Here is a 23,285-nt window from a genome sequence, read left to right on the forward strand (position 1 = left end):
TCGCGCGCTCAGACCGCGCGCCGCCGCTCCTGCTCCGCCTGCGCCTGGGTGCGGCCGAAACGCCGCTGGCGCTGCTGGTAGAGCGCGAGCGTCTGGAGATAGTCGCGCTCGCGGAAGTCCGGCCACAGCGTGTCGGTGACCACGATCTCGGTGTAGGCCAGCTGCCAGAGGAAGAAGTTGCTGATCCGCATCTCGCCGCTGGTGCGGATCAGCAGGTCGGGGTCCGGGATGTCGCGAGTGCCGAGCGCCTCGGAGAACATGCCCTCGCTGATCTGGCTGGGACGCAGCTCGCCGCGCTGCACGCGCCGCGCGATCGCCCGCGTCGCCCGCACGATCTCCTCGCGGCCGCCGTAGCTGACCGCGAGAATGACCGTCATGCCCGTGTTGTGACGCGTCGCCTCGATGCTGGCCCGCAGCGCCTCGCGTACCGCCGGCGGCAAGCGTCGCAGGCTGCCGACGGCGAGGAGCCGGATCTGGTGCTTCATCATCTTCCCCAGCTCGCTCGCGAGGTACTTGCGGAGAAGCGTCATGAGGCCGTCGACCTCACGCGGCGGCCGGTGCCAATTCTCGGTGGAGAAGGCGAACAGCGAGAGATAGCGAATGCCGAGCTGGCGACTCTGCTCGACGATCGCACGGACGGAGTCCTTGCCGACGCGATGGCCGTGGAGACGGGACAGGCCACGCTGTTCCGCCCATCGGCCGTTGCCGTCCATGATCACCGCGACGTGGCGCGGCAGTCGCGTGAGATCAAGCTCCACCATCTCGCTCACACCGCCATGATCTCTTTTTCTTTCGCCTTGAGAATCTCCTCGAGGCGATCGATCGAATCCTTGGTGACGCCTTCGATCTTCTCGGCCGCGTGCCGCCGGTCGTCCTCGGTGATCGACTTGTCCTTCTCGAGCTCCTTCAGCATCTCGAGCGCGTCGCGACGATGGCTGCGGACGGAGACGCGGAAGTCCTCGGCCAGCTTGCGGACGTGCTTCACGAGATCCTTGCGGCGCTCCTCGGTGAGGCTCGGGATCGGGACGCGGATCAGCTTGCCGTCGTTGACCGGGTTGAGCCCGAGGTTCGAGCCATGGATGGCCTTCTCGATCGCGCCGATGGCGCCTTTGTCGAACGGCTGGACGACGAGGAGCGTGGCCTCGGGCGCCGAGAGCGTCGCCACCTGGTTGAGCGGCATGCGCGTGCCGTAGTGCTCGACCAGGAGGCCATCGAGCAGCGCGGTCGACGCGCGGCCGGTGCGGACGTGCGACAGCTCCTTCTTGAAGGCCGCGAACGTCTTCTCCATGTCCTGCCGGCAGGACGCGATGACGTCGTCGGTCATGAGCGGCCTCCCCCATGGACCAGCGTGCCGATACGGTCGCCCGAGACGGCGCGCTGGATGTTGCCCGGCTCCATCATGTTGAACACGAGGATCGGCAGGGCGTTGTCCATGCACAGCGAGATCGCCGTCGAGTCCATGACCGCAAGGCCGCGATTGAGCACGTCGATGTAGGTGAGGGACTCGAAGCGCTGCGCCGTCGGAACCTTCTCGGGATCGGCGTCGTAGACGCCGTCGACGCGCGTCGCCTTGAAGATCACTTCGGCGCCGATCTCCATCGCGCGCAGGCTGGCGGCCGTATCGGTGGTGAAGAACGGGTTGCCCGTCCCGGCGGCGAAGATGACGACGCGTCCCTTCTCGAGATGCCGCGTGGCGCGGCGCCGGATGTACGGCTCCGCGATCTGCTGCATGTCGATCGCCGACAGCACGCGCGTCGGCACGCCGAGCTTCTCGAGCGCGTCTTGCAGGGCCAAGGCGTTGATCACCGTGGCCAGCATCCCCATGTAGTCGCCGGTCGCGCGATCGACGCCGCGCGCGCTCGCGGCGATCCCGCGGAAGATGTTGCCGCCGCCGATGACGAGCGCGAGCTCGCAACCCGCGGCGTGGACGTCACGCAGCTCGGCCGAGAAACGGCCGAGCACGGTCGGGTCGATGCCGTAGCCAGCGGTGCCCGCGAGGGCCTCCCCGCTGATCTTCAAGAGAACGCGGCGGTACCTTCCCTGGCCGGCGCTCTCTGCCGTCGGCTCAGGCTCCGGCCTCGCCTCCAGGGGCGCTCTCCTTCTCGGTCTGCTCCGCACCCCGCTCGAGTCCCTCGCCGAGCTGGAAGCGTGCGAACCGCCGAATGCTGATGTTCTCACCGAGGCGGGCGACCGCCTCCTGCACGACGTCCTGCACCGAGCGGTCGCCCTGCTTGATGTAGGGCTGCTCGAGGAGGCAGGCATCCTTGTAGAAGCGATCGAGCTGGCCGGTCACGATACGCTCGATCACCTGCGCCGGCTTGCCGCTCTGCTCGGCCTGCTTGCGGTAGATCGCGCGCTCGTTCTCGATCTCGGCCTCCGGCACCTCCTCGCGGCGCACGAAGCGCGGGCTCGCCGCGGCAACCTGCATCGCGAGCTCGCGCAGCAGCTGCTGGAACTCGTCCGTCTTCGCGACGAAGTCGGTCTCGCAGTTGAGCTCGAGCAGAACGCCGATCTTGCCGCCGGGGTGGATGTAGGTTCCGACCGCGCCCTCCGAGGCGACGCGGCCCGAGCGCTTCGCCGCCTTCGCCAGTCCGCGCTCGCGCAGCAGCCGCAGCGCCTTCTCGACGTCGCCCTCGGCCTCGCCGAGCGCCTTCTGACAGTCGAGGAGGCCCGCGCCGGTCTTCTCGCGCAGCTCCTTCACCAGGGAGAGGCTCATCCGGGCGAGGCCTCCATGGGCTCGTCGCCGCCGCCCACGTCTTCGCTGGCCGGCGTGCCGGGCTCGAATCCGCCGCGCTGGCGCTCCTCGTGGACGTTGCGACCCTCGATGACCGCTTCCGCGATCGCCGCACAGAAGAGGCGGATGGCGCGGATGGCGTCGTCGTTGCCCGGGATCTTGTAGTCGATCATGTCCGGGTCGCAGTTGGTGTCGACCACCCCCACGACCGGGATGCCGAGCTTGTTCGCCTCCTTGATCGCGATCTCCTCCTTCTTGGGGTCGATCACGAAGATGGCGTCGGGCAGCTTGCGCATGCCCTTGATGCCGCCGAGCGACGCGAGGAGCTTGTCGCGCTCGCGCCGCATCCCGATCAGCTCGCGCTTGGTCAGCGCCTCGGCGACGATCGGGTCTTCCAGCATCTCGTCCAGCTTCTTCAGCCGGTCGATCGACTGGCGGATGGTCTGGAAGTTCGTGAGGGTGCCGCCGAGCCAGCGCGTGTTCACGTAGAACGCGCCGCAGCGCTCCGCCTCTTCGCGGATGGCGTCCTGCGCCTGACTCTTGGTGCCGACGAAGAGCAGCTGCCCGCCCTGCGCGGTCCGGTCGCGTACGAAGCCGTACGCGTCGCGGAACATCTTCACCGTCTGCTGGAGATCGATGATGTAGATGCCGTTACGGGCCCCGAAGATGTACGGCTTCATCTTCGGGTTCCAGCGGCTGGTCTGGTGTCCGAAGTGGACACCGGCCTCGAGCAGGTTCTTCATCGTCACGTCGGTCATACGCGCTCCGGGGGACGGCCCTCCTTCCAAGCGTAACTGGCGAAATGTTGGCCTGTAGCAGAAACCGCGCGGCCGGCGCAACGTACGGTCACTGGCTCATCGAGTCCAGGAACTCGCGGTTGCCCTTCGTGCCCTTCAGCCGGTCGACCAGGAACTCCATCGCCTCGATGGTGTTCTGCTGGGTAAGCAGCTTGCGCAGGATCCACACCCGGTTCATCACGCCGGGGGCCACCAGCAACTCCTCCTTGCGGGTGCCCGAGCGGGTGACGTCCATGGCCGGGAACATGCGGCGGTCCATCAGCCGGCGATCGAGGTGCACCTCCATGTTGCCGGTGCCCTTGAACTCCTCGAAGATCACCTCGTCCATGCGGCTGCCCGTGTCGACGAGGGCGGTTCCGAGGATCGTGAGGCTGCCGCCCTCCTCGATGTTGCGCGCCGCGCCGAAGAACTTCTTCGGACCGCGCAGCGCGTTCGAGTCGACGCCGCCGGAGAGTATCTTGCCGCTCGGCGGCACGACGGCGTTGTAGGCCCGCGCCAGACGGGTGATCGAGTCGAGCAGGATGACGACGTCGCGTCCGTGCTCGACCAGCCGTTTGGCCTTCTCGATCACCATCTCGGCAACCTGGACGTGGCGCGTCGGCGGCTCGTCGAAGGTGGAGCTCACCACCTCGCCCTGCACCGAGCGCTGCATGTCGGTGACCTCCTCGGGCCGCTCGTCGATGAGGAGAACGATCAGCACGACCTCGGGATGGTTCGCGGTGATGCCGTGAGCGATGTTCTGGAGCATCATCGTCTTGCCGGTCCGCGGCGCGGCGACGATGAGCCCGCGCTGCCCTTTGCCCACCGGCACGAGGAGATCGATGATGCGCGTCGTCAGCTCCTCGGGCTCGAACTCGAGCCGGAGCTGCTCCTGCGGATACAGCGGCGTCAGGTTGTCGAAGAGGATCTTGTCGCGCGCCCGCTCCGGCTCCTCGAAGTTGATGGTCTCGACCTTGAGGAGCGCGAAGTAGCGCTCGCCCTCCTTGGGTGGGCGGATCTGACCATAGACGACGTCGCCGGTGCGGAGATTGAAGCGCCGGACCTGGCTCGGAGAGACGTAGATGTCGTCTGGGCCGGGCAGATAGTTGCAGTCCGGGGCGCGCAGGAAGCCGAAGCCGTCGGGCAGGATCTCGAGGACGCCCTCCCCGCTCACGGCGCCGTTCTGCTCCGCCTGGGCCTGGAGGATCGCGAAGATCAGCTCCTGCTTGCGCAACGCCGCCGCGCCCTCGACCCGCATCGAACGCGCGAGCGCCGCCAGGTCGGCGATCTTCCTGTCCTTCAGCTCCTTCAGGTTGAGCGGCGGAACGTCGGGTGACGGCGCCGGCGGCGGCGCCTCGGCCGGCTCCGGCATCGGCGGCTCGACGGCCGCCACGCGGCTGCGGGCGCGAGCCTCGCTGGCCGAACGCTCGCGCGAGCTCACGGCGCGGCAACCTGCGGGAATCGGAGCATGCGCGTCGGGAAAAAGAACGACTGAACGAGGGGGATGCGATACGGCGGGATGGGCGACAAGCCCGCGCCGAAGTTATGGAAGCCCCCCCAGGGTGTCAAGCTGGATCGTGGCCGCCGCCGAGCGCGCGCAGGCCCTCGACGAGCGCCCGGAGGTCCGCGGGCCACGGCGCGGCGATCTCCATCGCCTCGCCGCTTCCGGGATGCCGGAAGCGCAGCGCTTCTGCATGCAGTGCTTGCCGGGGACAGGCGCCGAGAACGGCGGCGACCCGTGCGGACACGCCGGCCGTCCGAAGGCGGTCGCCGCCGTACACGCGATCGGCGGCGATGGGATGCCCGAGCGACGCCAGGTGCACGCGTAGCTGGTGCGTTCGCCCCGTCTCCGGCACCAGCGCGACCAGCGTCGCGCCGGGCAGATACTCCAGCACCTCCCAACGCGTCACCGCGGCCCGCCCCCCCTCGCGGACGACGCGCATCCGTTTGCGGTCGACGACGTCGCGCGCGATCGCCCGATCGACGGTGCCGCGCGCCGGCGCGAGCCGGCCGTGCACGACCGCGACGTAGCGCTTCGACAGCGTGCGCTTGCGGAATTGTCGCGCGAGGTACTCGTGCGCGCGCGGCGTGCGCGCGACGACGAGCACGCCGGACGTGTCGCGGTCGAGCCGATGTACGATGCCCGGGCGCGCGGGATCGCCGCCCTCGAGTGCGCCGAGCCGATGCAGCAGCGCATTCACCACCGTACCCGTCCGTGCCCCGGGCGCCGGATGGACGACCATTCCCGGTGCCTTGTCGAGCGCGACGAGATGCGCGTCCTCGAACAGCACCGAGAGCGGCAGCGCTTCGGCAAGCAGCGTCGAGGGGGGCGGCGGGGGCACGAGAGCGACGACGCGCTCGCCGCCGCGCAGCGTGTACGACGCCCGCCGCGCCCGGCCGTCTACGGTCACCCGCTCGGCGAGCAGCAGCTGCTGCGCCCGCGAGCGAGTGCCCACCGCGGGCAACCCGCCGAGGAATCGGTCGAGCCGCTCGCCGACGGCCGCCGGCGGGACCACCACCTCGACCCGCTCGTCCGTGGCGTCCACCGGACTCGTCAGGTGCCCGTGCCGAGCACGCCGCGCGCCTGCGCCACGTCGGCCGCGATCTGGGCCTGCAGGGCCTCGACGCCGGCGAAGCGCTGCTCGCCGCGCAGGCGCGCGACGAGCTCGACCGCAAGCCAGCGCCCGTAGAGATCGCCGTCGAAGTCGAGCAGGTACGCCTCGACCGTGTGCCGCAGACCACCGAAGGTCGGGCGGACGCCGACGTTCATGACGGCGGACCGTGTCGTGCCGTCGAGCCGTGCCCGCACCGCGTAGACGCCGTCAGGCGGCAGGAGGACCCCGGGCTTCAGGTGCAGGTTCGCGGTCGGAAAGCCGAGGGTCCGGCCGCGGCGATCGCCCGCCATGACCCGTCCCCGCAGCACGTGCGGGCGGCCGAGCAGCTCGGCGGCGCGTCCGACGTCGCCCGCAGCCAGCTCCCGGCGCAGCGCGGTGCTGCTCACCTCGGCACCGGCTGCGGTCACGGGGCCTACGTCCTCGACCGTGAACCCATGCCGCGCGCCGAGCATGCGCAGCGTGTCCACCGTGCCTTCGCGGCGTCGCCCGAAGCTGACGTTGTGCCCCACGACGACGTGGACCACCGCGAGACGTGGGAGCAGGAAGTCGGTGACGAAGGCCTCGGCACCGACGGCGGCGAAAGCGGGGGTGAAGCGGCGCACGACGGCGAGATCGACCCCGAGGTCGCAAAAGCGCTCGAGCCGATCGTGCAGCGGCTGGATACGCGCCGACGCCCGCTCCGGAGCGAGCACGGCCACCGGGTGCGGATGAAAGGTCAGGACGGCGGCGGCAGCGGCGCGCGAACGCGCCTCGTCCACGGCGCGGCAGATGATCGCCTCGTGCCCACGATGGACCCCGTCGAAGTTCCCCAGGGTCAGCACCACCGGGCCGAGCCGTGGCGACACGTGCTCGAGATGGCGGACGACCCGCATCGGTCCGGCCTTCATAGCCCAGCGATCGGGGCCTTTGAAGGATCGCCTACTGGTCGATCTCGGAGAGCTTCTGGCGCGCCTGCGCGGCCTCGGGCGAGTTCGGGTAGTCACGGATCAGCTTGCCGAGGGCGAGACGGGCGTCGGGCGTGTCGCCGATCTGGAGGAAGAGGTTGCCCTGCTGCCAGAGCGCGGCCGGCGCCTTGTCGCTCTTTGGATAGCGCGTGACCACGTCGTAGAACTTCGAGATCGCCTGGTTCTGGTCGCCGCGGGCGGCGTAGCAGCGGGCCGCCCAGTAGAGCGCGTTGTCGGCGAGTGCCGAACCCTTCGACTTGGACGCGATCCCGTTCAGCTGCGGAACCGACGACACGCAGTCCTTGCGCGCGACGCCGTCGAGCGCCGCGAGGTATTCGGCCTTCTCCGGCACGTTCATGGTGCCGACCGCGGCCTGCTCCTGCGCCACGTCGCGGGCCCAGGCGTCGTCGACCGGCGGCCGCGCGGGCGGTGGGATCGTCGTGGGCGGCGTCTGCGCGGCGATCTCGGGCGGCGCCGTATCGTCGCCCGGCAGCGCGACGTCGGGCGGAACCGGCGTCTCGCCGGTGAGGGCTTCCGACGGGTGTCCCGCGCGCTCGCGCTCGAGCGTCGCGAGGCGTTGCTCGAGAAGCGCGACGCGGTCGTCGCCGCCGCGCGCGCGTCCGCCTCCGCCCTCGTCGACGTCGGCGCGCAGCCGCTCGACCTCGCGCCGGAGCTGATCGATCGCCTTGCGCTGCTCGTTCAGCATCGCCCGGACGCGACGATCCTGCTGGAGAAGGTCGGCCCGCGTGGCACAACCCGACGCGACGGCCGCGAGCAACGCCGCGACCAGCGCCAGGCGCGGCGACGTCATTGGCCGAGGACGACGAAGTGCACGCGCCGATTGCGCGCCCAACACGATTCCGTTTCCTCCTGGCAGAGGGGAAGCTCCTTACCGTAGCTGATGGTCGAGATGCGATCCGGTGCGACGCCGTGCCCGATCAGCCAATCCTTGACCGACTTCGCACGCTTGGCGCCGAGCGCGAGGTTGTACTCGATCGTCCCGCGGCTGTCACAGTGCCCCTCGAGCTCGACCTTCGCGCGCGGGTTCTGCTGGAGCCAGTCGAGGTTCTGCTCGAGCACGGAAGTTTCGCCAGGCTCGACGTCGTCGCTGTCGTAGCCGAAGTTGACGTCCTTGAGGATGCCGTCTTCCTCGGGCGCCAGTCCCTTCTGCGCGCGACCGAGGCTCGAGCCACCGGCGAGACCTTCCTCGCCCATGCCGTAGGTGGAGTCCGGACCGCCGACGCCATCTTCCGGACCGGGGCCCTTCTTCTTGCACGCGCCGACGAGCGGCACGCACAGGCAGAGCGTCACGAGCAAGATCGAGCTGCGCCGCCTCATCATTCCCACATCCTCTCAGTCCATCCGCCGCGACCAGTTGGGCGACGTATCATCGCCCGCTCCGGTGGTCAATTCTTTCTGGACCCGTCCATCACGATCGGCGAGCCACAACTTGCGTCCGCGACCGCGCGTCGACGAGAACACGAGATAGCGACCGTCGGGCGCCCACGACGGATCCTCGTTGCTGCCGCTCGACGTGATCGCGCGGCCCGCGCCGCTGCCGTCGGCCGGCGCGACGACGATCTGGAATCCACCACCGCCGCGCATCGCGTAGGCGATGTAGTCGCCCTTCGGCGACCAGGACGGCGAGGTGTTGTAGTTGCCGAGCCGCGATACGCGCCGCGGCTCGCCGCCGTCGACCGACATCGCATAGATCTGCGGCGCGCCGCCGCGCGCCGAGCAGAAGACGAAGCGCCGACCGTCGGGCGCCCAGGACGGCGAGACGTCGATGCCCCAATGATCCGTCAGGCGGCGCACGACCGCGCCGGAGCGATCGACGAGGTAGATGTCCGAGTTGCCCGCCTCCTCGCGAACCGCGAGCAACCTGGTGCCGTCGGGCGACCAGGCGCCGCCGATCCAGGTTCCACCGCCGGCGATCAGACGCGACACGCCGCGCGTCGCCAGATCGACCTGGAACAGCTTCGGCTGGTGCTCGCTGTAGGCGGTGAAGAGGATCGCGCGCAGGTCCGGGCGCCAGCTCGGGGCGACGACGAGCGAGCGCACGTTCGTGACCTTCGTCGGCGCCGTCTGGTCGAAGGTGTACGTATAGATCTCCTTCAGCGGACCGCCGCGCGTGCTGGTGAGGGTGATCTTCGAATCGAAAGGCCCGCGCTCGCCCGTCATCAGCTCGAGGATGCCGTCGGCCATCCGGTGCGCCATGCGCGGCAGATCGGCACGGGCGCCCGAGAAGCGCCGGCTCACCTGCGGGACGTCCCGGCGCTCCGCGACGTCGAAGAGCCGCACCTCGACGGTGATCGTGTCGCCGGAGACCGCGACCGTGCCCTTCACCACCTCGGCCGCGCCGATGGCGGCCCAGCCGACGAAGTCGGTGGTCTCGGCCGTCACGCCGGCGGTCCGGGAATCTTCCACGAAGGTCTTCGGATCGACCAGGCGGAAGTAGCCGGAGAGGTCGAGGTCGCGCGAGAGCACGCGCGCGAACTCGCGGCCGAGCGCGCCACCCGCGTCGCCGCCGGCGTCCTTCAGCGGCATCACCGCGATCGGGAAGGCCTCGCTGCCGGGACCGAAGATGGATCCCGTGACCACGGCGTCAGTGCGCATCGCCACACCGAGCACCAGCGTCATCACCACGAACCAGCGACGGAACGTCATCCCGTACCCTGCCCTCCTTCTTCGGAATGGAACTCGATCAGGAACTCGCGAAACTCGTTCTTGTAGCGCGGCGGCGGCGGCGGCAGCGGATTCGCGCGCTGCACGGCCCGCGTCGCCGAGAGATCGTAGGTCTGATCGCCCGACGGCTGCACCAGCCGCACGGCGCTGATGACGCCGTCGGGCCCGATCTGGAACTGGACCTTGGCGACGAGCCCCGGCCGCCGGATCGGATTCGCCCACACGCCCTTCACCGTCGCGACCACGCGCTGACGATAGGCAAGGAACTCGACCCCGGTCGCCTGCCCACCGCCGCCCCCGTCACCGCCCGCTCCCATCGGCCCCTCGGCCGGCTTGCCCCCCAACCCACCGCCCTCGCCGGCGCGTGAGCGCCAACGCTCCGCCGCGGCGGCGTACGCGTCGCTCGCGCCCTCGCCTGCCCCGGCCGCCCCGGCCCCGGCGGCGACCGCGGGCTTCTTGCCCGCGTCGGCGGCCGCGGACGTCGGGGTGGCCGGCCGGGCGGACGTCTCGGGCTTCACATCCGGCTTCGAGGCGGCGGAGGTCGATGGCTTCGACGCGTCGGGCTTCGCCGTCTCCGTCGGCCTGGGCGCGTCCGCCTTCTTCGCGTCGGGCGTCGCTGCCGGCGCGGGCTTCGGTTCGGGTTTCGCCGCGGCCTTGGGCTCGGGCTTCGGTTGTGGCTTGGGCTCGGGCTTGGGCTCGGGCTTGGGTTCCGGCTTCGGCTCGGGCTTGGGTTCCGGCTTGGGTTCGGGTTTGGGTTCCGGCTTCGGTTCGGGCTTGGGCGCCGGCTTCGGCTCGGGCTTGGGCGCCGGCGTTGGCTCAGGCTTCGATGCCGGCTCCGGCCGGGGCGGTGGCGCGACCTGCTCGGGCGGCTTCGGCGCCGCGGGCTCGGGCTTCGCCACCGGCGGAGCGGGCGGCTCAGGCGCCGCGACCGGCGGCTCGGCGGCTCGCGGCGCCGGCGTACCGGCGGCGCCGGGCTCGGCGTCACGGTCGGCTTCGCGCTGGCGCTGCCGGCAGTCTTGCGCGGCGGCGCCCCCGGCTCGCGATCGAGCGGGCCTGCCGCAAGCCGTCCGCCGAGCGACGCGCCGTCCATGAGCTCGACCGTGTAGGCGGTCAGCGGACGCGAGCGCAGCGGCGTCAGCAGCTGCGCGACGACGATCACGAGGAGCACGGCGACGTGACCCGCCGCCGAGACCCCCATCATGCGCGTGTACTGCGGGTCCCACTCCGGAGCGAGCCGCAGCGGCCGGGGGCGCGCCACGTCTCACCTCGCGTCGGGCGGCGGCTCGGTGACGAGGCCGACCCGCTGCATGCCGGCGTCGCGGACCGCGGCCATGGCGCGCATGACGTCGCCATACGGCACGGCCTGATCGGCACGCACGTAGATGGTGCGGTCGGGACGGGCGGCGGCGATCGCCTGCAGCTTCTCCGTCAGCTGCGGCAGCGCATACGGCGTGTCGTTGAGATACACCTCGCCCGTCCGCGCGACGTTGACGACGAGCTGCTCCTCCTCGCCCGCGAGCGGAGCCGCGGCGACCTTGGGCAGGTCGATAGGCACGCCCTGCTGGAGGATGGGCGCGGTCACCATGAAGATGACGAGGAGCACCAGCATCACGTCGACCAGCGGGGTGACGTTGATGTCGGAGATCGCGCCGCCGCTCTCGCCCTGCGATCCGAACGCCATGCTCTACTTCTTGAGGAAATGCCGCTCGGCGATGTTGAGGAACTCGTTGCCAAAGGTGTCCATCTCGGCCGTCAACACGCGAAGCTGCCGCGCGAAACGGTTGTACATGACGACCGCCGGAATCGCGGCCGCGAGGCCCACCGCGGTGGCGATCAGGGCCTCGGCGATGCCCGGCGCGACCGCCTGGATGCTCGAGGAGGTCGTCGTCGACAGCCCCATGAAGGCGGTCATGATGCCCCAGACCGTGCCGAACAGGCCGATGAACGGCGCCGTGCTCGACGTGGTGGCGAGGAACGTCAGCCCGCGCTCGAGCCGCGTCACTTCCTGCGTCCGTGCCCGCTGCATGGCCCGCTGCACGTTCTCGATGCCGCCGAAGCCGAGATCCTCTTCGTCCTCCGCGGCCTGGCGCTTGATCTTGGTCAGGCGCTGCAGCTCCTGGTAGCCGGCCCGGAACACCTGGGCAACGGGGCTCTCCTTCAGGTCGGTGCTTGCGGCCTGGATGGTGGCGAGGTTCTTCGCCTCCCAGAAGATGTCGATGAAGCGCTCCGACTGGGTGCGCGCGCGCCGCATCTCGCGACCCTTGGCGAGCGCCATCCCCCAGCAGCCGACCGACATGCCGATCAGCGTGAGCAGGACCAGGCGGACGAGCCATCCCGAGCCCCAGACGAGGTGCCAGAATTCCATCTGCGGCGGCGCCGCAGCCGGCGGAGGCGCGACCTGCGCCGCTGCCGTTCCCAGCCCGATCAGGATCCCCAGGATGTCAGCGACCATGCACCGTGCGGCCGCGTGCCGCCCCTCCCCACACCAACGTGCGACCGTCCTACCGAAGGGGTCCGAAGGCGTCAAATTCCTGGCGTTTCGTTTTCTTGACCGCCTCCTGCACGCGTGGGATACGGACCGATCCCGCCATGCGCACGCTCGACCAGGTCGACGTCACCGGCAAGCGCGTGTTCGTCCGCGTCGACTTCAACGTCCCGCTGCAGGATGGGCGTGTGACCGATGCGACGCGAATCACGGCCACCCTGCCGACGCTGCGCGCGCTGCTCGATCGCGGCGCGGCGCTCGTCCTGGCGTCGCATCTCGGCCGTCCGAAGGGGAAGCGCAACCCCGACTACTCGCTGGCGCCGGTGGTCGCCGTGCTCGCGAAGGAGCTGGGGCGCGAGGTCCGGCTCGCCCCCGACTGCGTCGGCGCCGAGACCGAAGCGCTGGCGAGCGCACTGAATCCCGGCGACGTCCTCCTGCTGGAGAACCTGCGCTTCCACGCCGAGGAGGAGAAGAACGACCCCGCCTTCGCCGCCCGGCTCGCGACGCTCGCCGACGTCTACGTGAACGACGCCTTCGGCGCCGCGCACCGCGCGCACGCCTCGACCGAAGGCATCGCGCGGCTGATGCCGCAGCGCGCGGCCGGCCTGCTGCTGGCGCGCGAGGTCGCGGTGCTGGGTCGGCTGCTCGCCGCGCCCGAGAAGCCCTTCGTCGCGATCCTCGGCGGCGCCAAGGTCTCCGACAAGATCGCCGTCATCGAGCATCTCCTCGGCCGCGTGCAGACCCTCGTCATCGGCGGGGCGATGGCCTACACGTTCCTGCGCGCGCAGGGGAAGCCGATCGGCCGCTCCCGCGTCGAGGAGGACCGCATCGAGCTGGCGCGCGAGACGCTGGCGCGCGCCCGGCAGGCCGGCGTCGACCTGCTGCTACCGTCGGACCACCTCGCCGCCGACAAACCCGAAGCCGGCGCCACGACACAGATCGTCTCCGCCGACGCCTTTCCCGACGACCTCCTCGGCGTCGACATCGGCCCTGACACCGCGAAGCGTTACGGCGACGTGGTGGCGGCGGCCCGCACGGTCCTCTGGAACGGCCCCATGGGCATCTTCGAGATCGACGCCTTCGCCCAGGGCACGATGGCGATCGCCGAGGCGCTGGCGCGCTGCACGGGCACCACCGTCGTCGGCGGCGGCGACTCGGTGGCGGCGCTCGCACGCGCCGGCAAGAGCGACGCGGTGACGCACGTGTCGACCGGCGGGGGCGCGTCGCTCGAGTTCCTCGAGGGCAAGACGCTGCCCGGCGTGGCGGCACTGGAGGACTGACGTGGCGCGCGTCCCGATGCTCGCCGGCAACTGGAAGATGCACGGCACGCGCACCGAAGCGACGGCGCTCGCCGGTGCGCTCGCGCAGCGGGTCGGCCGGGTGCAGAGCCGCGAGGTGGTGATCGCCCCGCCCTTCACCGCGCTCTCGGCGGCGGCCGACGCGATCCGCGGCACGGCCATCCGCCTCGCGGCGCAGAACGTCCACGGCGAGCCGAAGGGCGCGTTCACCGGCGAGGTGTCGGCGGCCATGCTGGTCGAGGCCGGCTGCTCGCACGTCATCGTCGGCCACTCCGAGCGCCGCCAGCACTTCGGCGAGACCGACGCGAGCGTCAATGCGCGCGTCCTCGGCGCGCTCGGCGCCGCGCTCACGCCGATCGTCTGCGTCGGCGAGACGCTCGCCGAGCGCGAGGCGGGCACCACCGACACGATCGTCGCACGCCAGGTGCGCGGCGGCCTTGCAGGCCTCACGCCCGAGCAGGTCGACGCCTGCGTGATCGCCTACGAGCCGGTCTGGGCGATCGGCACCGGCCGCACCGCGACCCCGGACCAGGCCCAGGACGTGCACGCCGCCATCCGCGCGCTCCTCGCCGACCTCACAGGCGCGGCGGTGGCGTCCCGCGTCCGCATCCTGTACGGCGGCAGCGTCAAGCCCGACAACATCGATACCCTCATGGCCCAGCCCGACATCGACGGTGCGCTCGTCGGCGGGGCCAGCCTCGACGCCGAGGGATTCGCCCGCATCGTGGAGTTCCAGGAGCCGCAATGAGCTACGTGTTGTTCTCGTACGTCGTCCCGACCATCCACATCCTCACCTGCGTGCTGCTGGTGGTCGTGGTGCTGCTCCAGACGGGCAAGGGCGCCGACATGGGTGCCGTCTTCGGCGGCGGCAGCAGCCAGACGTTCTTCGGCTCGAGCGGCGCCGGCAACTTTCTCACCAAGCTCACCACCGGTGGTGCGATCGTCTTCATGCTGACGTCGCTCATCCTCACCCACGGCCAGGCGGGCCCCCTGGCAGTCGAGGGTGACGTCGGAGGCGAGGATCCGCACCCCGCGCGTCCAGGTGCAGGACGGATCGAGGTGCGAGCTCAGCGTGACGTCGACCCGCTCGTTCGCGTGGCTGCAATCGATCAGTTGCGACCCCGGGTCCGGCGTCGCCCAGGCCGGCGCCACGAGCGCCAGCGCGACCAGCCCCCCCATCCCGAACGAGAACGCGCGCATCCCCTGCCGCTAGGGGGGCGGCGCGAGTGAGTCAAGCCGTAACGAGCCAAACCGCCGCCACCCGCGCCTCATCGGCGCCGTCGCCGACCTCGTCTTGACGCCCGCCAGCCCCGCCGCTATTTCCGTCACCTCCGACGCGCCCACGCGAAAGTGGCGGAATGGCAGACGCGCTAGATTGAGGGGCTAGTGGGGTAACACCCGTGGGGGTTCAAGTCCCCCTCCTCGCACTCATCACGCCGCCCGGGTCGACGGCGCCCTCCCCGTCGATCCCCGCGCGCCGCGGCGCGCGTTCCGTCGCGACGCTCGAGGCGGCGCGGTCGCCTCCGCCATGCGCGTTCCCGACAGCGACGGACGGGCGCATCCGGCGTCCCGGCGAAGACCTCGCCCTACGACGCGACGCGCGCGTGCCGGGCGCACTACGCAGGCCTGCTCGAAGAGCGTCGACGCGGCGCCGCTCGACGCGGGCCCCGCGCACCTCGGCTTACGGTGGGACCCGCACGACGTGATCGTCGCCCCGGTGCCTGCTCGAGTGCCTGACAGGAGCATCTCGATCCCAGTCACTGCCCCTTGTCCGAGCACGGACTACAGCCTCGCGGGTCAAGACTTCCGCACGCCCGTCAAGCTCGTCCGAAGGTACCTGCCACCTTCCACCGATTCGTGACGGACGCCCGGCCGGCAGGTTTCCCTGGCCGCGTTCACGAAAAACGCAGAATCCTCGTCCGAGGTGTGAGAATGGACGACTGGGTCACCGGCGACGGGTCGCCGGCACTCGTCTTGCACGTCGAGGATTGCGTGCCGTCCGCTGCCCTGTCGACCCGGATCGATCAGCTCACGCGGCGCGCGGGCGCGGTGTATCGGCGCTTCGCCGAGCTCGACTGCGGCGACGCCGAGCTGCATGAGCTGTGGATGGCCCTCGCGCTCGACGACGACGCCCGCGTCGCCGCCGCCCCGAGCCGCAACGGCCACGGCGGCTCCGTCGCCATCGACGGGCTCGAAGCGAGCGTCCTTGAGACGGCCCGCCGCCTGGCCGCTGCCGAGCGACTCGGCGTGCATGATCACCGCGATCGCCGGCTCGGCGCCGCTCTCGGGATCGAGCTCGCACGCCTCGAGCTCATGCGCCGCCGCGACGATGCCGAGCAGCGGGACGGCATCCACGTACGTGCCCTCGCCGACCTCGCCGTCAAGCGCTCGCAGAATCGCGGCGTCCGCCTGGCGGCCGCCCTCCTCCTCACCCGGCGCACGCTACGCGGCAGCCTCCCGCGCTGACGTCGCCGCGTCATCGACGCCGATTTCGTTGCGTGCGCCGCCACGCACGTTGCGGTGGCACTTGCCCCGTCGCGCGGCCCGGGACTAGAAGCCAGCCCATGGCCGAGGCCATTCTCGTGGCCGATGACGAGCCGGGCGTCCGCGAGAGTCTGGCCGAGGTCCTGCGCGACGCGGGCTACCACGTCGAGGCGGCGGTCGACGGCACGGCGGCCATGGCCGCCATCGACGGACACGATTTCGCGGTCGTCATCACCGACCTGCGTATGCCCGGCGCCGACGGCCTCGCGGTGCTGCGACACGTCGCCGAGGTCTCGCCGCAGACGATCCCGCTCGTCATGACGGCGCACGGCAGCCTCGAGACCGCCGTCGAGGCGCTGCACGCCGGCGCCGCGGACTACGTCCTCAAGCCGGTCGTCTTCGACGACGTGCTCGCGAAGGTCGCACGGCTGGTCGAGCATCGCCAGCTCAGCTGGCAGACGCAGCAGCTGCGACGCGAGGTCGAGCGGCACTACGAGTTCGACCGCATGGTGGGCAAGGGTGCCGCGATGACCGAGGTGTTCCACCTGGTCCGCAAGGTCGCCCCGACCCACACCACCGTGCTCATCACCGGCGAGAGCGGCACCGGCAAGGAAGTCGTCGCGCGTGCGATCCACCACCACAGTGCGGCCGCCGACAAGCTCTTCCTCCCGGTGAACTGCGCCGCCATCCCCGAGACGCTGCTCGAGAGCCAGCTCTTCGGCCACGTGCGCGGTGCGTTCACCGGCGCCGTCGCCGCGCAGGAGGGGCTCTTCGCCCGCGCGCGGGGCGGCACGATCTTCCTCGACGAGATCGGCGATCTGCCCATCGGCCTGCAGTCGAAGCTGCTGCGGGCGATCGAGGCGAAGGAGATCCTTCCCGTCGGCGGCACCCAGCCGATGACGGTCGAGGTCCGCATCGTGACCGCGACGAACCGCGATCTCGGCGCGATGGTCGAGCAGGGCACGTTCCGTGAAGACCTCTACTATCGCCTGAACGTCGTCGAGATACGGCTCCCGCCCCTGCGCGACCGCCGCGAGGACATCCCCGACCTCGTCGAGTTCCTCGTGCGGCGGCACAACCGCGAGATGAATCGCAACTACCGCGGTGTCGACAACGCGACGCTGAAGCTCCTCATGGCGCGCCCGTGGAAGGGCAACGTGCGCGAGCTCGACAACGTCATCGAGCACGCGATGATTCTCGGGGCCGGCGAATGGATCACCGTCGCCGACCTGCCGCGCAGCCTCCGTGACGGGCAGGAGCAGCTGCCGCCCGTCGGCGACGATCTCCGCGACGCGCTGCGCGCGTACGAGAAGATCCACATCGAGACCGTGCTGCGCCGCCTCGGCGCAGACAAGCGGGCGGCCGCCGATGCCCTCGGGCTGTCGCTGTCGTCGCTCTACCGGAAGATGAATGAGCTCGGGATCCCGCTCGACTGACGTCGGGACGCGCCACCCGCTCCTCAGCGAGCTCACCGGCCTCGATCCGGCGCAGCAGGCGGAACGTCTCGCGTACTTCGACCTCGGCCCCGACGACGCCGCCCAGCTGCGCGGCCTCGCGGCGTCGGCGGAGCGCAACGTCGACGAGGTGGTCGAGCGCTTCTACGAGCACCTCCTGCAGTTCCCCGAGCTCGCCACGCTCCTCAACGCCGAGCCCGGCCGCGTGGCGCGGGTGAAGGAGGCGCAGCGCGCCTACTTCCTCGCCATCACCGAGGGCCGCTTCGACGAAACCTACTTCGAGAGCCGGCTCCGCGTCGGCGATGCCCATCAGCGGGTCGGCCTGCGACCCGCCTGGTACCTCGGCGCCTTCTCGCTCTACCTGCGGCTGGCGCTGCACACGGTGTTCGCCGACTCGCCCGAGGGGGCCCGCCTCCTGCCCGCCGCCGAAGCGCTCATCAAGGTCGTGTTTCTCGACATGTCGCTGGCGATGAACACCTACATCTACGGCGGCTTCGTCCAGCGCGAGTTCGCGGCCGAGCTCGAGCGCGCCGCCGCCGTCGCCGAAGAGGCCCTCCGCGTCCACGCCGAGGTCGAGCAGCTGAAGGACGACCTCGCGCGCATGGTCGTGCACGATCTCAAGAATCCCGTGAGCGGCATCTCGATGCTGGCGCAGCTGGCGCTGCGCAAGGGACAGGACCTCGGGGCCGCGCATCGCGGCTATCTCCAGCAGATCGACCGTACCTGTGGCGAGATGATGCGGCTCATCCAGAACCTCCTCGAGATCGCGAAGATCGAGGAGGGCAAGATGCCGGTGGTGCTCGAGCCGGTGCCCCTGGGCCCGGTCGTCGACGAGGTCGTCGCCGAGCTCGCGCCCGGGGCCGCCGACGGACGGCGGACGATCCGCGTCGCGCTGCCGGACGGCGTCCCCGCGCTCGTCGCCGACCGCTGGCTGCTGCGCCGGGTGCTCACCAATCTCCTCGTGAACGCCGTGCGCCACAGCGGCAGCCAGGACGTGGTGATCGACGCCGCGGTCGACGCCGCCGCGGACACCGTCACGCTGCGCGTGACCGACTTCGGCCGCGGCATCCCCGAGGAGGACCAGGCGGCGATCTTCGAGAAGTTCCGCAGCGGCCGGCGCTCCCCGATCGGCGATCCCGGCGGCGACACCGGGCTCGGGCTCGCGTTCTGTCGCCTCGCCGTCGAGCACATGGGTGGACAGATCGCCGTCAGCAGCCGCCCCGGCGAGACCGTCTTCGGCGTGACGCTCCCCGCGAGCGCGGGCTGAAGATCGCAATCCGGCCGCGGGCCGCCTCGGCCCGACACCGCTGCGACGGCCGTCAGGGCACGAGCACCGCGGCGCCCTCGAAGCGCCCGGCGCGCAGATCGTCGAGTGCCGCGTTCGCCGCCTCGAGCGGATACGTGCAGGTGGTCGTCTCGACGGGCACGCGTGGCGCGATCGCCAGGAAGTCGCTCGCATCGGCGCGTGTCAGGTTCGCCACCGAGCGCACCACCCGCTCGCTCCACAGGAGGTCGTAGGAGAACGCCGGGATGTCGCTCATGTGGATGCCGCCGCACACCACGACGCCGGCGCGATCGACGGCCCGCAGCGCGGACGGCACGAGCGCGCCCACCGGCGCGAACAGGATGGCGGCGTCGAGCGGCACCGGCGCCGGCGCGTCCGAGCCGCCGGCCCAGGCGGCGCCGCAGCGCCGCGCGAACGCCGTCGCCGCCGTGTCGCCCGGACGCACGAAGGCATATACCTCGCGGCCCTCGTACCGCGCCACCTGGGTCACGATGTGGGCCGCCGCGCCGAACCCGTAGATGCCGAGACGACGTGCGGCGCCCGCCATGCGCAGGCTGCGATGGCCGATCAGCCCGGCACAGAGCAGCGGCGCGGCCGCGACCGGCGTATAGCCGGCGGGGATCGGGAAGCAGAAGCGGTGGTCCGCCGCCACCAGCTCCGCGTAGCCGCCGTCGTGCTGATAGCCGGTGAAGCGCGCCCGCTCGCAGAGATTCTCGCGGCCGCTCGTGCACCAGCGGCAGACGCCGCAGGTCCACCCGAGCCACGGCACGCCGACGACGTCGCCCTCGCGCGGCGCCGACACCCCGGCGCCGACCTCGACCACGGTCCCGACGATCTCGTGCCCCGGAACCAGCGGCAGCGCGGGATGCGGCAGCTCGCCGTCGACGACGTGCAGGTCGGTGCGACAGACGGCGCACGCCAGCACGCGCAGCACCACCTGGCCCGGGCCGGCGACCGGGGACGGGACGTCGCACAGGGCCAGCGGCCGGCCGGATGCCTCGAGCACCATGGCGCGCATCAGCGCTCCATGCCGTCCGCCGCGGCCCCGCGACAAGTCGGCGATCATGCCGAGACCGCCTCGCCGAAGCTCCGCGGCGAGATCACGTAGCGGTCCTCGACGTGCGCCACGATCTCGTCCCGGCTGGCGGCGGCACCGGCGGCGGCCGCGTGCTCGAGCTTCGCCAGGCCCGCGGCGAGCAGCGGCTCGCCCAGCACCGCCTCCGCCCAGCGCGAGAAGTCGCCCGCGGCGAGATGGTGCTGGAGCGACGCGAGCGGCACCCGGCGGACCGCGTCGCAGAACTCCCGCACGTTGCGCGCGACGCAGATCACGCCGTCCGGCGGCAGGCGGAACGCGAACCCCTTCTCCGGGGGCAATTCGCCGTCGGCGTACTTGCGCCGGTGATGCACGTGCGGCGACGCGCGCTGCCCGGGCTCGAACACCTGCCACCGCGGTCCCCCGGGCGTCTGCACGAGGAGGCCGGCGCGCGGCATGCACAGCCGGGCGAGCGCGTCCGGCGGCACCAGACCGGGAGGCCCGTGACTGCGCAGCAGGCCGTCGACGAAGTAGCGCTCCTCGTCGACTACCGTGCGCGTGACGACGTGGGCGGTGACGGAGGCGTGCACCGCCTCGGCGAGGAGGCTCGGGCGATAGGTGACGAGCACGAGGTTGCCCGTCTCGGACACGAGCCCGGCGCACGACGGGGCACCGTCGTGGAAGAAGTACTGCGCCTCGTCGACGACGATCCAGTGCGGCAGGCCGCTGCGCCGGCGCTCGGCGGCCAGCGCCGCGAGCACGGCGCACGCCCAGGCGCAGCGCTCGTCCGCGGAAAGCGCGCTCAACGTCAGCACCACGCCGCAGCCCGTGCGCCGCAGCAGCGCCGGCACCGCTTCGGGCGCAGGCAGCGGCAGGTTCCGCCCGAGCACGAGCACCCCGGGACGCTCGCCGAGGGTGTCGTATTCGCCCTCCGGATCGATCACACAGATGCCGTAGCCCGCCTCGACGAGCCGCTCGGCGACGAGGCCGCTCAGCCACGACTTGCCCGAGCGTGGATCGCCGCTCACGAGGACGTTGCCCCCGACCGGCAGCCGCGCCGGCGCGCCGTCGGTGGCGCGGCCGAGGGCGAGCGCGTGACGCGCTGGCGTCGGCAGCTCCCAGCCGCTCGCGGCGAGCCGGCGGACGTAGTGCGCCACGCCGCTCGTCCCCGGCTGCGACAGGTGATCGTCCGCGATCCGCGCCACCGCCGGTACCGCGCCGCGCGCGGCGACCCCCACCTCGGCGAGGGCGAAGAGCGGCAGGTCGTTCTCGGCGTCGCCGAACGCGACCATGTTGTGCGCCGAGCGCCCGAGCTCGCCGAGCGCGCGGCGCACGCCGACGGCCTTGTTGACCCCGGTCGGGAGGAGCATCACCGCCGCGCGGTTGAACACCAGCTGGAGGTCGGCCCCCTCGTCGCGGATCAGCTGGAGCGCCTGCGCGGCGTGGCCTTCCCACGTCCCGACGACGACCGCGCCGACGTGGAACGGCACGCCCGCCGCGCGCAGCCGGCCGAGGAAGTCGGGTGACGGCGCCCCGCCGAGCTGGATGATGCGATCCGACTCGGGAAGCCAGACCATCGCACCATTCTCGGCGACGACCGCATCGAAGGCGCCGAAGTCGACGTTGCCGAGGCGGAGATCCTCGAGCACCCGGCCGGTGACGAGGAGCGTGGCGACGCCCGCCGCGCGCGCGGCGATCAGCGCGTCGCACACCTCGGGCGCCAGCCGGCCCCCGGCGGCGCCGGTTCCGTCGAAGTCGCAAGCGAGGACGCGCGTGTACATGGGAGCCCGCCCGACCCTTTGCAAGAACGTCTCCACGTCGCGGCGAACCCGAGGCGCAACGCGCGTTCCCATCGCCGGGACCGTGCCCCGCGTCGCATTGCCGGATCCCGGAAGCGTGCCACCCCCGCATGCGGCGCGCGGGATGGCCACGAAGTTGCTCCTGCGAACGACGACTCCAACGAAAGGATCCCCCGATGCCGTCGAGTCCCTTCCGCCGGATTCTCGTCCCACACGATTTCTCCGCCGCTGCAGACCACGCCCTGCGACAGGCCGCCGCGCTCGCACGCGCCGCGCGTGGCCGCCTGCGCGTGCTCCACGTGCTCGAGCCGATGTACGTGCCGATCAACGTGCCGGGCCAGGCGCTGCCGGATCCGTACGCGCTCGTGCCGACCCAGCAGGCCGCGCTCGAGCAGCACGTCCGCAAGCTGCTCGGCTCGGGGGCACCGCCCTTCACGGTCGAGGTGCGCGTCGCGCAGCCCACTGTCGCCATCCTCGAGGCCGCGCGGCGCGCGGACTCGATCGTGATGTCGACCCACGGCCGCACCGGCCTGCGCCATCTGCTCCTCGGCAGCGTCGCCGAGCGCGTCGTCCGCGCCTCGCCCATCCCCGTCCTCACCGTGCGGCCCACGCCGTCACGACGCGCGCGCAAGCCGCGCCCCAGCCGCACCCGGCGCGCCGCCTGATTCGGCGGGGCCGACGCACCCCGGGATTCGCGTGCGCCGAGCCGCCCGCCGTTCGTCCCGAGCTCGGACGAACGGCGGACGGCTCGGCGGGGGCTCAATGCACCACCAGAACGGGCCGGTCCGTCGCGCCGAGGATGCGATGCGCGACGCTCCCCAACACCGCCCCCGCGACGGCCCCGTGGCCGCGGCTGCCCATCACGATGAGATCCGCATCCGCGGCGGCGGCGACGATGGCACGCACGGGGATATCGAACACGACCGCGCTCGTGCACGGCACGCCGGCGGCGGCGCAGACGTCGCGCACGCGCTGGAGGTCCGTCTCCGCAGCCGCCCGCAGCGCCTGCTCGATGCCGCGGATGGCCTCGCCGATGGTCCCCGACGGCAGCACGGCGCCGAGGCCGCGCAGGCCCTGCGGCTCGATCGCCGACAGCAGCCGCACGGTACCGCCCCCGGCACGCGCCAGGCGACAGGCCATCACCGCCGCCCGCAGCGCGGGGTCCGAACCGTCGAAGGGAACGAGGAGGCGTTGCGGTAGGGGCGCCGTCGCCTGCTCGCCCGGCAGCGGAGATCCGGCCCCGGCCATCGCTCCCACCTCAGGCCGCCACCGGCGTCGCGGCGTCGAGACCGAGACGCGTGCGCACGGCGGCGGGGTCGAGGTGGAAGTGGTCGCACACGGCCGCGAAGTCGAACGGCGAGTCGAGCGCGTCGGACCGGAACCAGTCGCGCAGCTCGCCGCGCAGGCGAACGGCCCGGCGACCGTGGGCATGCGCATAGCTGCGCCAGCAGCGCACTGCATCCTCCAGCACCGCCGCCAGGAGACGGTCCTCCCCTCGCGTCGGACGCTCGGTGGCGGCGAGCAGCAGCGGCCCGGCGGCGGCGCCGGCGCAGAGGGTCGTGAGCAATGGCTCGGTAGGATGGCTCCGCATGCGAGCCTCGAAGAGCACGCCGCATGCCAGCACCCATCGCGTCCGTGCCGAATCGAATCGCACCCGGGCGCGGGCGCCGTTCGCAGCGGCGCGAAACGCACG

General features: G+C 71.6%; 24 protein-coding genes, 1 tRNA gene and 1 pseudogene. 8 read left to right on the forward strand and 18 right to left on the reverse strand.

Going from position 1 to position 23,285, the window contains the following annotated elements; translation table 11 throughout:
- Positions 1 to 8: 8 nt before the first annotated feature.
- The 14 genes from KIT14_19390 to tolQ form a co-directional block, all read right to left on the reverse strand.
- Entirely contained in the window at positions 9 to 761 is a 753-nt protein-coding gene (locus tag KIT14_19390) for an isoprenyl transferase (GenBank protein ID MCW5892683.1), read from the reverse strand.
- Between the two features lie 5 nt (positions 762 to 766).
- Positions 767 to 1,324, reverse strand: coding sequence for a ribosome recycling factor (gene frr, locus KIT14_19395; GenBank protein MCW5892684.1), 558 nt, complete (start codon positions 1,322 to 1,324; stop codon positions 767 to 769).
- Positions 1,321 to 2,088, reverse strand: a complete 768-nt coding sequence (pyrH, locus tag KIT14_19400; GenBank protein ID MCW5892685.1) for a UMP kinase — start codon at positions 2,086 to 2,088, stop codon at positions 1,321 to 1,323. Before pyrH ends, frr begins: the two co-directional genes overlap by 4 nt.
- Positions 2,066 to 2,716: a translation elongation factor Ts gene (gene tsf / locus KIT14_19405; protein MCW5892686.1), complete on the reverse strand. Its 651-nt coding sequence runs from the start codon at positions 2,714 to 2,716 to the stop codon at positions 2,066 to 2,068. The genes pyrH and tsf overlap by 23 nt, the downstream gene beginning before the upstream one ends.
- Positions 2,713 to 3,492, reverse strand: a complete 780-nt coding sequence (gene rpsB / locus KIT14_19410; protein MCW5892687.1) for a 30S ribosomal protein S2 — start codon at positions 3,490 to 3,492, stop codon at positions 2,713 to 2,715. The genes tsf and rpsB overlap by 4 nt, the downstream gene beginning before the upstream one ends.
- A gap of 88 nt (positions 3,493 to 3,580) precedes the next feature.
- Positions 3,581 to 4,882, reverse strand: coding sequence for a transcription termination factor Rho (rho, locus tag KIT14_19415; protein ID MCW5892688.1), 1,302 nt, complete (start codon positions 4,880 to 4,882; stop codon positions 3,581 to 3,583).
- Positions 4,883 to 5,075: 193 nt separating this feature from the next.
- Positions 5,076 to 6,068 (reverse strand): RluA family pseudouridine synthase, encoded by a 993-nt coding sequence (locus tag KIT14_19420; GenBank protein MCW5892689.1) that lies wholly within the window; start codon positions 6,066 to 6,068, stop codon positions 5,076 to 5,078.
- Positions 6,065 to 6,997 (reverse strand): bifunctional riboflavin kinase/FAD synthetase, encoded by a 933-nt coding sequence (locus tag KIT14_19425; GenBank protein ID MCW5892690.1) that lies wholly within the window; start codon positions 6,995 to 6,997, stop codon positions 6,065 to 6,067. Before KIT14_19425 ends, KIT14_19420 begins: the two co-directional genes overlap by 4 nt.
- Positions 6,998 to 7,043: 46 nt before the next feature.
- Positions 7,044 to 7,880 carry a tetratricopeptide repeat protein gene (locus tag KIT14_19430; protein MCW5892691.1) on the reverse strand — a complete coding sequence of 279 codons (837 nt, stop codon included), beginning with the start codon at positions 7,878 to 7,880 and terminating at the stop codon, positions 7,044 to 7,046.
- Complete coding sequence (pal, locus tag KIT14_19435) at positions 7,877 to 8,410, reverse strand: peptidoglycan-associated lipoprotein Pal (protein ID MCW5892692.1); 534 nt, start codon at positions 8,408 to 8,410, stop codon at positions 7,877 to 7,879. Before pal ends, KIT14_19430 begins: the two co-directional genes overlap by 4 nt.
- A 12-nt stretch (positions 8,411 to 8,422) precedes the next feature.
- On the reverse strand, positions 8,423 to 9,736 hold the full coding sequence (tolB, locus tag KIT14_19440; GenBank protein ID MCW5892693.1) for a Tol-Pal system beta propeller repeat protein TolB: 1,314 nt from the start codon (positions 9,734 to 9,736) through the stop codon (positions 8,423 to 8,425).
- Positions 9,733 to 10,977: a cell envelope integrity protein TolA gene (gene tolA, locus KIT14_19445; GenBank protein ID MCW5892694.1), complete on the reverse strand. Its 1,245-nt coding sequence runs from the start codon at positions 10,975 to 10,977 to the stop codon at positions 9,733 to 9,735. The genes tolB and tolA overlap by 4 nt, the downstream gene beginning before the upstream one ends.
- 38 nt (positions 10,978 to 11,015) lie before the next feature.
- The gene (gene tolR, locus KIT14_19450; GenBank protein MCW5892695.1) at positions 11,016 to 11,435 is read right to left on the reverse strand and encodes a protein TolR; all 420 of its coding nucleotides are present in this window, start codon (positions 11,433 to 11,435) and stop codon (positions 11,016 to 11,018) included.
- Between the two features lie 3 nt (positions 11,436 to 11,438).
- Complete coding sequence (gene tolQ, locus KIT14_19455) at positions 11,439 to 12,119, reverse strand: protein TolQ (protein ID MCW5892696.1); 681 nt, start codon at positions 12,117 to 12,119, stop codon at positions 11,439 to 11,441.
- 224 nt (positions 12,120 to 12,343) lie between these two features.
- Between tolQ and KIT14_19460 the strand changes: the two genes are divergently transcribed.
- From KIT14_19460 to KIT14_19490, 7 genes and pseudogenes are all read left to right on the forward strand, one after another.
- The gene (locus KIT14_19460; GenBank protein ID MCW5892697.1) at positions 12,344 to 13,519 is read left to right on the forward strand and encodes a phosphoglycerate kinase; all 1,176 of its coding nucleotides are present in this window, start codon (positions 12,344 to 12,346) and stop codon (positions 13,517 to 13,519) included.
- A 16-nt stretch (positions 13,520 to 13,535) separates the two neighbouring features.
- Positions 13,536 to 14,285, forward strand: coding sequence for a triose-phosphate isomerase (gene tpiA, locus KIT14_19465; protein MCW5892698.1), 750 nt, complete (start codon positions 13,536 to 13,538; stop codon positions 14,283 to 14,285).
- A pseudogene (secG, locus tag KIT14_19470) lies at positions 14,282 to 14,509 on the forward strand (preprotein translocase subunit SecG). The gene tpiA and the pseudogene secG overlap by 4 nt, the downstream one beginning before the upstream one ends.
- Positions 14,510 to 14,881: 372 nt before the next feature.
- Positions 14,882 to 14,964: transfer RNA gene (locus KIT14_19475), tRNA-Leu, on the forward strand.
- A gap of 505 nt (positions 14,965 to 15,469) precedes the next feature.
- Positions 15,470 to 16,003, forward strand: a complete 534-nt coding sequence (locus KIT14_19480) for a hypothetical protein (protein ID MCW5892699.1) — start codon at positions 15,470 to 15,472, stop codon at positions 16,001 to 16,003.
- A 98-nt stretch (positions 16,004 to 16,101) separates the two neighbouring features.
- A complete protein-coding gene (locus tag KIT14_19485; protein MCW5892700.1) occupies positions 16,102 to 17,457 on the forward strand; it encodes a sigma-54-dependent Fis family transcriptional regulator in 1,356 nt (451 codons plus the stop codon).
- Entirely contained in the window at positions 17,432 to 18,742 is a 1,311-nt protein-coding gene (locus KIT14_19490) for a hypothetical protein (protein ID MCW5892701.1), read from the forward strand. Before KIT14_19485 ends, KIT14_19490 begins: the two co-directional genes overlap by 26 nt.
- Positions 18,743 to 18,794: 52 nt before the next feature.
- Here the strand turns inward: KIT14_19490 and KIT14_19495 are convergent, their stop codons facing one another.
- Positions 18,795 to 19,778: a zinc-dependent alcohol dehydrogenase family protein gene (locus KIT14_19495; GenBank protein MCW5892702.1), complete on the reverse strand. Its 984-nt coding sequence runs from the start codon at positions 19,776 to 19,778 to the stop codon at positions 18,795 to 18,797.
- Positions 19,779 to 19,822: 44 nt separating this feature from the next.
- Complete coding sequence (locus KIT14_19500; protein MCW5892703.1) at positions 19,823 to 21,574, reverse strand: HAD hydrolase family protein; 1,752 nt, start codon at positions 21,572 to 21,574, stop codon at positions 19,823 to 19,825.
- A 194-nt stretch (positions 21,575 to 21,768) separates the two neighbouring features.
- Here KIT14_19500 and KIT14_19505 point away from each other — a divergent pair, with 194 nt between their 5' ends.
- Positions 21,769 to 22,257, forward strand: coding sequence for a universal stress protein (locus KIT14_19505; GenBank protein MCW5892704.1), 489 nt, complete (start codon positions 21,769 to 21,771; stop codon positions 22,255 to 22,257).
- Positions 22,258 to 22,351: 94 nt separating this feature from the next.
- On the opposite strand, the gene KIT14_19510 is transcribed toward KIT14_19505, so the two are convergent.
- Both KIT14_19510 and KIT14_19515 read right to left on the reverse strand, forming a co-directional pair.
- On the reverse strand, positions 22,352 to 22,840 hold the full coding sequence (locus tag KIT14_19510; GenBank protein MCW5892705.1) for a universal stress protein: 489 nt from the start codon (positions 22,838 to 22,840) through the stop codon (positions 22,352 to 22,354).
- A 10-nt stretch (positions 22,841 to 22,850) separates the two neighbouring features.
- On the reverse strand, positions 22,851 to 23,183 hold the full coding sequence (locus tag KIT14_19515; protein ID MCW5892706.1) for a hypothetical protein: 333 nt from the start codon (positions 23,181 to 23,183) through the stop codon (positions 22,851 to 22,853).
- Positions 23,184 to 23,285 lie beyond the last annotated feature (102 nt).

This window comes from bacterium, assembly GCA_026129405.1.
In the GTDB taxonomy this organism is placed as follows: Bacteria; Desulfobacterota; Binatia; order DP-6; family DP-6; genus JAHCID01.